This window comes from Pseudomonas sp. GM50 (genome assembly GCF_000282375.1).
Classification (GTDB): domain Bacteria; phylum Pseudomonadota; class Gammaproteobacteria; order Pseudomonadales; family Pseudomonadaceae; genus Aquipseudomonas.
Genome location: NZ_AKJK01000100.1, coordinates 144,297 through 155,195, shown reverse-complemented (window position 1 = coordinate 155,195; position 10,899 = coordinate 144,297). Strand labels below are relative to the sequence as shown.

The window sequence follows — 10,899 nt, the reverse complement described above, 5'->3', positions numbered from 1 at the left end:
CTGCGGCAGCTCCTACGCGCCTTGGCGGGCGCTGCCGAAGGCTGCGATCCTTTGATCTTGCCTTAAGGCAAAAACGCAAACTAACGCTGCACATATCCCGGTTGTACATCACAAATTTGCACTGTTACGATCCAGCATCGCTCGCGCGCGAGCGTCCTATAAAGAACAATAAAAGCAGGGAGTTAGTGATGACTGCTCAGGTTTCATCCCCGGCAACACAGTCCATGGATGCCACGCAAAACGAAGTGTTGGCCGAGGTTCGCAATCACATCGGTCACCTGACCCTCAATCGCCCCGCCGGCCTAAACGCCATTACCCTGGACATGGTTCGCAGCCTGCAACAGCAGCTCGATGCCTGGGCACAGGATCCGCAGGTGCACGCGGTGGTGTTGCGCGGCGCTGGTGAGAAAGCGTTCTGTGCCGGCGGCGATATTCGCTCGCTATATGACAGTTTCAAAAGCGGCGACACCCTGCACGAAGACTTCTTCGTCGAGGAATACGCCCTCGACCTCGCCATCCATCACTATCGCAAACCGGTCCTGGCCTTGATGGACGGTTTTGTGCTGGGCGGTGGCATGGGGCTGGTGCAAGGCGCCGATTTGCGCGTGGTCACCGAGCGCAGCCGTCTGGCGATGCCGGAAGTGGCCATCGGTTATTTCCCGGATGTCGGTGGCAGCCATTTTCTGCCGCGCGTTCCCGGTGAACTGGGTATTTACCTCGGTGTCAGCGGCGTGCAGATTCGCGCCGCCGATGCGCTCTATTGCGGCCTGGCCGACTGGTACCTGGAAAGCAACAAGCTGGGCACTCTGGACGAGCAACTCGATCAGCTCCAATGGCACGAAACGCCGTTGAAGGACCTTCAAGGTGTGCTGGCGAAACTCGCCGTGCAACAACTGCCGGCGGCACCATTAGCGGCATTGCGGCCGGCCATCGATCACTTCTTCGCCCTGCCCGATGTGCCGAGTATGGTGGAACAACTGCGTGCAGTGACCGTCGCCGATAGCCACGAGTGGGCCATGGCCACCGCCGATTTGCTGGAAAGCCGTTCACCGCTGGCCATGGGCGTGACCCTGGAAATGCTGCGGCGCGGTCGGCGCCTGAGCCTGGAACAGTGCTTCGCCCTCGAACTGCACCTGGATCGCCAGTGGTTCGAACGCGGCGACCTGATCGAAGGCGTGCGCGCCTTGCTGATCGACAAAGACAAGAGCCCGCGCTGGAACCCGCCGACTCTGCAGGCGCTGGACGCCGGGCACGTGGCGAGTTTTTTCACCGGGTTCGACCAGAGCGGGAGCTGAGCCATGCACGATATCGAATTGAGCGAAGAGCAAGTGATGATCCGCGACATGGCCCGGGATTTTGCCCGTGGCGAAATCGCGCCCCACGCACAGGCCTGGGAAAAGGCCGGGTGGATCGATGACGGTCTGGTGGCGAAGATGGGTGAACTGGGTCTGCTGGGCATGGTGGTGCCCGAAGAATGGGGCGGCACGTATGTCGACTACGTCGCCTACGCCTTGGCGGTGGAAGAGATTTCCGCCGGTGACGGCGCCACCGGTGCGCTGATGAGCATCCACAACTCCGTGGGCTGCGGGCCGGTGCTCAACTACGGCACCGAAGAGCAGAAACAGCAATGGTTGCCAGACCTCGCCAGCGGCCAGGCCATCGGTTGCTTCTGCCTCACCGAACCCCAGGCCGGTTCCGAAGCGCATAACCTGCGCACCCGCGCCGAATTGCGCGATGGCCAGTGGGTGATCAACGGCGCCAAGCAATTCGTCAGCAACGGCAAACGGGCGAAACTGGCGATTGTCTTCGCCGTGACCGATCCGGAGCTGGGCAAGCGCGGCATCTCAGCGTTCCTGGTGCCGACCGAAACCACGGGGTTCATCGTCGACCGCAGTGAACACAAGATGGGCATCCGCGCTTCCGATACCTGCGCCGTCACCTTGAACAATTGCACTGTTCCCGAGGCCAATCTGCTGGGCGAACGCGGCAAAGGCCTGGCCATCGCCCTCTCCAACCTCGAAGGCGGCCGCATTGGCATCGCCGCGCAAGCCCTGGGCATCGCCCGGGCAGCGTTCGAAGCGGCGCTGGCTTATGCGCGGGATCGGGTGCAGTTCGACAAGCCAATCATCGAGCACCAAAGCATCGCCAATATGCTGGCCGACATGCACACCCGTCTGAATGCTGCACGTTTGCTGATCCTGCACGCCGCGCGGTTGCGCAGTGCCGGCAAGCCGTGTCTGTCGGAGGCTTCACAGGCCAAGCTGTTTGCCTCGGAAATGGCCGAGAAGGTCTGCTCGTCGGCGATACAGATTCATGGCGGGTATGGGTATCTGGAAGATTACCCGGTGGAGCGCTACTACCGGGATGCGCGGATCACGCAGATTTATGAAGGGTCGAGCGAGATACAGCGGATGGTGATTGCCCGGGAGTTGAAAAACTACTTGGTGTGATGGCTAAAAAGCTTCGCGGGCAAGCCTCGCTCCTACAGGGGAATACATATCCTCTGTAGGAGCGAGGCTTGCCCGCGATGACGTCCGCGAGGACGCCGCATTACTTGCCGACGAACTCCGCCTCACGCTTGGCAATAAACGCCGCCATCCCTTCCTTCTGATCCTGCGTCGCAAACGCCGCATGGAACACCCGACGCTCAAAACGCACGCCTTCCGACAGGCTGACTTCAAACGCGCGGTTGACGCTTTCCTTGATCATCATCGCAATCGGCAGCGACTTCTTGGCAATCAGTGCCGCGACTTTCAGCGCTTCTTCCAATAGCTCATCCGCCGGCACGATGCGCGCAACGATGCCGCAACGCTCCGCTTCCACCGCATCGATCAAACGCCCGCTCAGGCACATGTCCATGGCCTTGGCCTTGCCCACCGCGCGAGTCAGACGCTGAGTGCCGCCCATGCCCGGCAGCACACCGAGGTTGATTTCCGGCTGACCGAATTTGGCGTTGTCGCCCGCCAGAATGAAGTCGCACATCAACGCCAGTTCACAACCACCGCCCAAGGCGAAACCGTTGACCGCGGCGATGATCGGCTTGCGGCGGTTGGCCACTCGATCGCTGTCGCTGAACAAGTCGTCGAGGTAGATCTGCGGGTAGGTCAGCTCGGCCATTTCCTTGATGTCGGCACCGGCGGCGAAGGCTTTTTTCGAGCCGGTCAGCACGATGCAACCAATGTTCGAATCAGCTTCCAGGCCATCGAGGGCGTGGTTCAGCTCGCTGACGATTTGCGCATTCAACGCGTTCAAGGCTTGCGGACGGTTGAGGGTAATCAGGCCAACGCGGTCCTTGATCTCCAATAAAATCGTTTCGTAGCTCATATATGACTCCTGATAAACACTCGATCCCCGTAGGAGCTGCCGAAGGCTGCGATCTTTTGATCTTGATTTTCTTAGAGCAAGATCAAAAGATCGCAGCCTTCGGCAGCTCCTATCGGGGTTCCTTCTCAAAGATTGCGCGAAATGACCATGCGCTGAATGTCGCTGGTGCCTTCGTAGATCTGGCACACCCGCACGTCGCGGTAAATCCGCTCCAGCGGGAAGTCGTTCAGGTAACCGTAACCGCCAAGGGTTTGCAACGCCGAGGAGCAGACCTTCTCGGCCATTTCCGAGGCGAACAGCTTGGCCATGGATGCTTCCACCAGCGCCGGCTTACCGCTGTCGCGCAACGCCGCCGCGTAATGCACCATTTGTCGGGCCACGGCGATCTGGGTCGCCATGTCCGCCAGCCGGAAGGCCACCGCCTGGTGTTCAATAATCGGCTTGCCGAAGCTCTCGCGTTCACGGGCATAGTCGCGGGCTGCTTCGAACGCGGCACGGGCCATGCCCACCGATTGCGAGGCGATGCCGACACGGCCGCCTTCGAGGTTGGCCAGGGCGATCTTGTAGCCTTCGCCCTCCTCGCCCAGTCGATTGGCCACCGGCACTTTCACATCCTCGAAGAGGATCTGGCAGGTATCGGAGGCGTGCTGACCGAGCTTGTCTTCGACTCGCGCGACTTTATAGCCCGGCGAATCGGTGGGCACGATCAACGCCGTGATCCCGCGCTTGCCGGCACTCGGGTCAGTCACCGCAAACACGATCACCACCCCGGCGTTTTGCCCGGAGGTAATGAACTGCTTGCAGCCGTTCAACACGTAGTGATCGCCGTCGAGCCGGGCGCGGGTTTTCAGGCTGCTCGCATCGGAGCCCGCTTGCGGTTCGGTCAGGGCAAACGCACCGAGCATCGCGCCGCTGGCCAGAGGCTTGAGGAAGCGTTCTTTCTGATCGTCGTTGCCGAACTTGAGAATCGGCACGCAACCCACCGAGTTGTGCACGCTCATGATGGTCGAGCAGGCGCCGTCGCCGGCAGCGATTTCTTCCAGGGCCATGGCGTAGGCCAGGTAACCGGTGTCACAACCGCCCCACTGTTCCGGCACCAGCATGCCGAAGAAGCCCAGGTCGGCCATCTCGCCGATGGCTTCCTTGGGGAAGCGATGTTCGCGATCCCATTCGGCGGCGAACGGTTTCAGCCGTTCCTGGGCAAACTGCCGGGCCGCGTCGCTGATCTGGAGTTGTTCGTCATTGGGAATCATGCCAAGTCCTTAAAAATGAGCCTAACGCACAAAATGCCTGGTTGAAACGCTGAACCTGTGGGAGCGCCTTGTGGCGAGGGGGCTTGCCCCCGTTCGAGTGCGCAGCGCTCGCAGATTATTGGGGCCGCTGCGCAGCCCAACGGGGGCAAGCCCCCTCGCCACAGCCCGCTCCCACAATGGGATAGCGTCAGTTTCAGTACAGGCACTCAACAGCCATGGCCGTGGCTTCGCCGCCGCCGATGCAGATCGCTGCAACGCCGCGTTTCAGGCCTTTCTGGCGCAGGGCCGAGAGCAAGGTCACGAGGATCCGCGCGCCGGACGCACCGATCGGGTGGCCCAAGGCGCAGGCTCCACCGTGGACGTTGATCTTCTCGTGGGGGATTTCCAGTTTGGTCATGGTCACCAGACTCACCACCGCGAACGCTTCGTTGACTTCGAACAACTCGACTTCGTCCAGCGACCAGCCGGTTTTTTTCATCAGTTTCTTGATCGCGCCCACCGGTGCCACCGGGAACAGCCCCGGCGTGTCGGCAAATGCGGCGTGGCCATGAATCACCGCCAGCGGTTTCAGGCCTTGTTTCTCTGCTTCGGAACGCCGCATCAACACCAATGCCGCCGCGCCGTCGGAGATCGAACTGGAGTTCGCCGCCGTCACGGTGCCGCCGTCGCGGAATGCCGGTTTCAGCGAGGCAATCTTGTCCAGTTTGGCTTTCGGTGGCTGTTCGTCGTGGCTGATCAGCACCTGCTCTTTGCCGACGGTCACGGTGAGCGGCACGATCTCGGCGTTGAAGCTGCCGTCCTTGATCGCCTGTTGGGCGCGAGTGGTCGAAGCGATGGCAAAGGCGTCTTGCGCTTCGCGGGTAAAACCGTTGGTTTCGGCGCAATCCTCGGCGAAGGTGCCCATCAGGCGGCCCTTGTCGTAGGCATCTTCGAGGCCATCGAGGAACATGTGATCGAGCACCCGACCGTGGCCCATGCGGTAACCGCTGCGGGCGCGGTCCAGCAGGTACGGCGCGTTGGACATGCTTTCCATGCCACCGGCGACGACCACATCGGCACTGCCGGCGATCAGCATGTCGTGGGCCAGGATCGTGGCCTCCATGCCCGAGCCGCACATCTTGTTCAGTGTCGTGCAGCGAGTCGATTTATCCAGCCCGGCGCCCAGTGCCGCTTGCCGCGCCGGGGCCTGGCCGAGGCCGGCGGAGAGTACGCAGCCGAACAGCACTTCTTCTACGGATTCAGGGGAAACACCGGCACGCTCAACGGCAGCACGAATCGCCGCGGCGCCCAGCTGCGGCGCGGTCAGGCTTTTCAGTTCGCCCTGGAAACCGCCCATCGGGGTGCGGACGGCGCTGACAATAACAATCGGATCGTTGGAAAGTGTCATGTCTAATCCTCCTTATTTGGCGGCCATGCGCAGAGCACCGTCGAGACGGATCACCTCGCCGTTGAGCATGCTGTTTTCTATGATATGCCTGACCAGCGCGGCGTACTCGCTCGCCTTGCCCAGGCGAGGTGGAAACGGCACGCCAGCGGCCAAGGACTCGCGCACTTCCGGGGTCATGCCGGCCATCATCGGCGTTTCGAAAATGCCCGGGGCGATGGTCATCACGCGGATACCGAAGCGTGCCAGTTCACGTGCGGCGGGCAAGGTCAGGCTGACGATCGCGCCTTTCGACGCCGAATACGCGGCCTGACCGATCTGGCCGTCGAAGGCTGCGGCCGAAGCGGTGTTGATGATCACACCACGCTCGCCATCTTCATTGGCTTCGGTTTCGGCGATGGCCGCCGCCGCCAGGCGCAGCATGTTGAAACTGCCGATCAGGTTGACGTTGATCACCTGGCTGAAACTGGCCAGTGCATGGGGGCCGTTCTTGCCGAGGATCTTCTCGCCACGGACGATGCCGGCGCAATTGACCAAGCCATTGAGGCCGCCAAACGCTTTGACCGTCGCCTGCACCGCCGCTTGCGCAGCCGCTTCATTGCTGATGTCGGCCACCACGCTTTGCGCGCCCAGACGTGAAGCCTGGGCCGCGACGGCTTCGGCGTTCATGTCCACCAGCATTACCTTGGCGCCGGCAGCCACCAACATTTCAGCGGTGGCGGCACCGAGGCCGGACGCACCGCCGGTGACGAGAAAAACCTTGTTTTCGATCTGCATCATTGTTTCCTTGGATTCAAGCTGAAACGTTCTTCGCGGTGGCCTCTTGAGCCTTGGCGATTTCCTGGTTGCGCAAGATAAAGCGCTGCAATTTGCCGCTTGGGGTTTTCGGCAATTCGCTGACAAATTCAATTTCACGGGGGTACGCGTGTGCCGCCAGACGCTTGCGCACGTGTTGGCGCAGCTCTTCGGCGAGTGCAGGTTCGGCGCGGTATTGAGGGCTGAGCACGACGAAGGCTTTGACCAGCTCGGTGCGCTCCGGATCGGGCTTGCCGATCACCGCCGCTTCGACCACTGCCGGGTGTTCGATCAGCGCGCTTTCCACGTCGAACGGACCAACGCGGTAGCCGGAGGTGGTGATCACGTCGTCGCTGCGGCCGACGAAGCTGATGCTGCCGTCCGGGTTCCACTCGACGGTATCGCCGCTCAGGTAATAGTTGCCGACGAAGGCCTTGGTCGGTGCGCCTTCGTAACCGCCGAACCAGCACATCGGCGACTGGGTCCGGTCGATGGCCAGAATCCCTGGCTGACCGACGCCCAGTTCTTTGTATTCGTCGTCGAGCACCACGATGCGGTGGCCCGGCGAGGCAAAACCGGCAGCGCCGACGTGCACCGGATGATCGAGGCCGTGGTGATTGCACAACACCATGCCCAGTTCGGTCTGGCCGTAATGGTCATGAATCACCACGCCGAGGTTATCGGCGAACCAGCGGATCACTTCCGGGTTCAGCGGCTCGCCGGCGCTGCTGACGATGCGCAGCTTGCCCTTGATCGAGCGGGCAAACTCGTCGCCACCGGCAATCAGCAAGCGGTAGGCGGTGGGTGAACCGGTGAGGTTGGTGATCCCGTATTTGTTGATCACCCGGCAGGTGCTTTCGAGGGTGAACGGGCCATCGTAAAAGGTGATCGGATGCCCCATCGCCATCGGCCCGGTGACGCCGAAATAGATGCCGTAGGCCCAGCCCGGATCGGCGACGTTCCAGAACGCGTCTTCGGGGCGCAAATCCACCGCGTCACGGGTATAGCTTTGGAACGCGACGATCGCTTTGAGCGGCACCGACAGCGCTTTCGATGGGCCGGTGGTGCCCGAGGTGAACATCAGCAGGAACGGGTCTTCACCGGTCAGCAATACCGGTTCGCAGACATTGGAGTAGTTGGCCAGTTCGGCCCAGAAACTGAAGTCGCCACGGACGATGCCCTGGCCCTTGGCGCCGCCAACGGTAACGATGGTCGGGCAGTCGGCCACTTCAGCGAGTTTCGGGCGGTTGACCGCGTCGGTCACCACTACTTTGGCGCCGGAACTGCTCAGACGATGTTCGATGGCTTTCGGGCCGAAGGCAGTAAACAGCGGCTGATAGACCGCGCCGATGCGCCAGGTGGCGAACACGGTGATCAGTAATTCGATGTTGCGTGGCAGGAGGCCGGCGACTTTATCGCCCTTCTTCACGCCCTGGGCCAGCAGGAAATTGGCGAAGCGCGCGGCTTTGTCCTGCAAGTCGCTGAAGGTGTAGGTCGCGCTGGCGCCGTCGCGGCCTTCCCAGAACAGCGCGATGCGCCCCGGCAAGGCATGCCGGTCGCAACACTCGACGCAGGCATTGAGCGCGCTCAACGACCCTGTGAGCGCGGCATCGACGGTGTGCTGATAATTGAACTGTGACGTGGCAGACAAGTAATCGCGCATTGCCAGAATCCCTGTGTGTTTTTATTAGGTTGGGGGAACCGTAAACAACAGGGAAATACTCGCTCTGCGGGGGGAGCGGGACAATGGTCAAAGCTATCAAGTTGTGTGACTGGTTTGGCCAAGGTTCAAGGGATGCGTCGCCTGGACGGACGCCTTCGCGGGCAAGCCTCGCTCCTACAGGTCCCGGATCGCCAAGTTCACCACCGCCCCCTGTAGGAGCGAGGCTTGCCCGCGAAGGCGCCAGACCAATCGACACGAAATCCGGTTCAGTCAGCTCCGTTAAGTGGTTCACCACTGCCCCCCGTAGGAGCGAGGCTTGCCCGCGAAGGCGCCAGACCAATCGACACAAGGTCCGGATCAGTCAGCCTCGTTAAGAATCAAACTCCGATAATGCCCCGGATTGGACCCCGACCACTTGCGAAACGCCTTGTAGAACGAGCTGGCATCGGCAAACCCCAAACGGGTGGCGATTTCGGCGAAGCTGATGGCAGGTTCGGCCAGCCAGACGATGGCCAACTCCTTGCGCACGCTGTCCTTGAGCCCTTGATACGTCTGGCCCTCTTCAGCCAAACGTCGGCGCAAGGTCGAGGCCGACATGCACAGTTGCTGCGCCAGCGCCTCGGTTTCCGGCCAGTGCTCGGCGGGCAGTTGCCGCAGATCGTGCTTGATCCGGCTGGCCAGGCTTTCGGGATCGCGGTACTTGACCAGAATGTTCGCCGGCGCATGGGCCAGGAAGCGTTTGAGTTCTTCAGGGCTGCGCTTGATCGGCAAATCCAGGCAATCGGCCGAAAAAATCATCCGTGTGCGCGGCCGGTCGAACCGCAGGTTCTCGGAGAACATCACCCGATAGTCATCACAAAAATCCGGCGCCGGGCAACGCAACTCGATGGCCAGGATCGGTATCCGCCGCCCCGCCAGCCAGCAGGCCACGCCGTGCACGATCATCCAGTAAGTGAAATAGGTGAAGGCGCGGCGCGGGTCTTCGTCGTCCTCCAGCAGAACGATTTCCGCCAGGCTTTGCTGGCGAACCAATTGCGCGGGCATGCGTTCGAGCATCAACGACAGAAAGCTCAGCCCCGCGGTCAGCCCGGCAGCCAGGCTTGGCTGAACCATCGAACAACGACAGAGAAACTCCAGGCTGCCGGACTTGAGCTTGCGCGGGTCCATGCCAAAAAACTCATCGTCCCCGCGCCGGGCCAGCAAGCGCCACAACCGCGCATAGGCGGTGGCCGGAACACGGGCGTCGGTGGTTTCCAGCAGCGCCGGATCGATGCCGACCTTGTTCAACACCTCTTCGGTGGCAGCGCCCGGGGCGCAACTTTGCAACAGCGCTTCACGCACCAGTTGAATGGAGATGGTGTCTTTTTCCGACATTGACCGAGGTGAGCCTTGTTCGAGTTTGAGTGGTGGGCATATTAGCGCACAGCGAACCGATTCCGTAGGAGCGAGGCTTGCCCGCGAAGAACGATGACGCGGTGTCATTGAAAGACCGAGTTGTCTGATTCGCGGGCAAGCCTCGCTCCTACAGGATATCGAGGGTTGTTCAGCTTAGGTTCAGCCAAATGGCAATCAGTGCCATATGAGAATAAGTTTCATCATGTTACAAATTAGCACCCTATCTAATTCCCCTCCGGTGCTGAATGCTCGTTCCTTTTCTGATCATGCTGCGCGAAGGCATTGAAGCCGCGCTGATCGTTGGCATCATCGCCAGTTACCTCAAACAGACCGGTCGCGGCCAGTGGATGCCGGCCGTGTGGATCGGCGTATTTCTCGCAGCAGCGTTGGCCCTTTTGGTGGGCGGAGGCCTGGAACTGGTCAGCGCCGAATTCCCGCAAAAGCAGCAAGAAATGTTTGAAGGTGTGGTCGGTCTGGTGGCGGTCGGCATCCTCAGTTCCATGGTGTTCTGGATGCGCAAGGTGGCGCGTTCAATCAAGCATTCGCTGCACGTTTCCCTCGATCACGCGTTGACCGGTTCCAAACACCAGGTCACCGCGCTGATCGCCATGGTGTTCTTTGCTGTAGCCCGGGAAGGTCTGGAAACGGTGTTCTTCCTGCTCGCGGTGTTCCAGCAAAGCGAAGGCCCGGCGGCACCCATTGGCGCCCTGCTCGGCCTGGTCCTGGCGATCATCATCGGCTTCCTGATCTACACCGGCAGCATGCGCCTGAACCTCTCGGCGTTTTTCCGTTGGACCGGGCTGTTCATCCTGGTGGTGGCCGCTGGGATTCTCGCCAATTCGGTGCAGGCGCTGCATGAAGCCGGCGTGTGGAATCACCTGCAAACCGTGCTCTTCGACTTCAGCGCCATGCTGCCGATGGACGGCCCGCTGGGCTCGGTGCTGGCGGGGATGTTTGGCTATCAGGACACGCCAACCGTCAGCACCCTCGGGGCGTATCTGATTTATCTGTTGGTGGCGCTGCTGATGTTTTTTCTGCCGGCTGCCGCGCCCGCACAAACACCCTCTTCCGTTTCCAGTCAGTAA

The 10,899-nt window shown here is 61.2% G+C and carries 9 protein-coding genes; 3 read left to right on the top strand and 6 right to left on the bottom strand.

The window, feature by feature from the left end; genetic code table 11:
* Window positions 1-188 precede the first annotated feature (188 nt).
* Together PMI30_RS06575 and PMI30_RS06580 are read left to right on the top strand one after the other, a co-directional pair.
* On the top strand, window positions 189-1,295 hold the full coding sequence (locus tag PMI30_RS06575; RefSeq protein ID WP_008012948.1) for an enoyl-CoA hydratase/isomerase family protein: 1,107 nt from the start codon (window positions 189-191) through the stop codon (window positions 1,293-1,295).
* Between the two features lie 3 nt (window positions 1,296-1,298).
* A complete protein-coding gene (locus PMI30_RS06580) occupies window positions 1,299-2,450 on the top strand; it encodes an acyl-CoA dehydrogenase family protein (protein ID WP_008012946.1) in 1,152 nt (383 codons plus the stop codon).
* Between the two features lie 100 nt (window positions 2,451-2,550).
* On the opposite strand, the gene PMI30_RS06585 is transcribed toward PMI30_RS06580, so the two are convergent.
* The 6 genes from PMI30_RS06585 to PMI30_RS06610 all read right to left on the bottom strand — a co-directional run bounded on the left by PMI30_RS06585 (window position 2,551) and on the right by PMI30_RS06610 (window position 9,793).
* Complete coding sequence (locus PMI30_RS06585) at window positions 2,551-3,324, bottom strand: enoyl-CoA hydratase (RefSeq protein ID WP_008012943.1); 774 nt, start codon at window positions 3,322-3,324, stop codon at window positions 2,551-2,553.
* A 125-nt stretch (window positions 3,325-3,449) separates the two neighbouring features.
* Window positions 3,450-4,577, bottom strand: a complete 1,128-nt coding sequence (locus tag PMI30_RS06590; protein ID WP_007900180.1) for an acyl-CoA dehydrogenase — start codon at window positions 4,575-4,577, stop codon at window positions 3,450-3,452.
* Between the two features lie 193 nt (window positions 4,578-4,770).
* Entirely contained in the window at window positions 4,771-5,964 is a 1,194-nt protein-coding gene (locus PMI30_RS06595) for an acetyl-CoA C-acyltransferase (protein ID WP_008012941.1), read from the bottom strand.
* 12 nt (window positions 5,965-5,976) lie between these two features.
* Window positions 5,977-6,738 carry an SDR family NAD(P)-dependent oxidoreductase gene (locus PMI30_RS06600; RefSeq protein WP_008012938.1) on the bottom strand — a complete coding sequence of 254 codons (762 nt, stop codon included), beginning with the start codon at window positions 6,736-6,738 and terminating at the stop codon, window positions 5,977-5,979.
* Window positions 6,739-6,754: 16 nt separating this feature from the next.
* Window positions 6,755-8,419 carry an AMP-binding protein gene (locus PMI30_RS06605; RefSeq protein WP_008012937.1) on the bottom strand — a complete coding sequence of 555 codons (1,665 nt, stop codon included), beginning with the start codon at window positions 8,417-8,419 and terminating at the stop codon, window positions 6,755-6,757.
* Window positions 8,420-8,776: 357 nt separating this feature from the next.
* Window positions 8,777-9,793, bottom strand: a complete 1,017-nt coding sequence (locus PMI30_RS06610) for an AraC family transcriptional regulator (RefSeq protein ID WP_008012935.1) — start codon at window positions 9,791-9,793, stop codon at window positions 8,777-8,779.
* A gap of 266 nt (window positions 9,794-10,059) precedes the next feature.
* Between PMI30_RS06610 and efeU the strand changes: the two genes are divergently transcribed.
* Window positions 10,060-10,899 carry an iron uptake transporter permease EfeU gene (gene efeU, locus PMI30_RS06615; protein ID WP_008012933.1) on the top strand — a complete coding sequence of 280 codons (840 nt, stop codon included), beginning with the start codon at window positions 10,060-10,062 and terminating at the stop codon, window positions 10,897-10,899.

Coding starts and splice junctions, on each gene's coding strand:
- PMI30_RS06575 (WP_008012948.1), top strand. CDS start 189: ATGACTGCTCAGGTTTCATCCCCGGCAACACAGTCCATGGATGCCACG.
- PMI30_RS06580 (WP_008012946.1), top strand. CDS start 1,299: ATGCACGATATCGAATTGAGCGAAGAGCAAGTGATGATCCGCGACATG.
- PMI30_RS06585 (WP_008012943.1), bottom strand. CDS start 3,324: ATGAGCTACGAAACGATTTTATTGGAGATCAAGGACCGCGTTGGCCTG.
- PMI30_RS06590 (WP_007900180.1), bottom strand. CDS start 4,577: ATGATTCCCAATGACGAACAACTCCAGATCAGCGACGCGGCCCGGCAG.
- PMI30_RS06595 (WP_008012941.1), bottom strand. CDS start 5,964: ATGACACTTTCCAACGATCCGATTGTTATTGTCAGCGCCGTCCGCACC.
- PMI30_RS06600 (WP_008012938.1), bottom strand. CDS start 6,738: ATGCAGATCGAAAACAAGGTTTTTCTCGTCACCGGCGGTGCGTCCGGC.
- PMI30_RS06605 (WP_008012937.1), bottom strand. CDS start 8,419: ATGCGCGATTACTTGTCTGCCACGTCACAGTTCAATTATCAGCACACC.
- PMI30_RS06610 (WP_008012935.1), bottom strand. CDS start 9,793: ATGTCGGAAAAAGACACCATCTCCATTCAACTGGTGCGTGAAGCGCTG.
- efeU (WP_008012933.1), top strand. CDS start 10,060: ATGCTCGTTCCTTTTCTGATCATGCTGCGCGAAGGCATTGAAGCCGCG.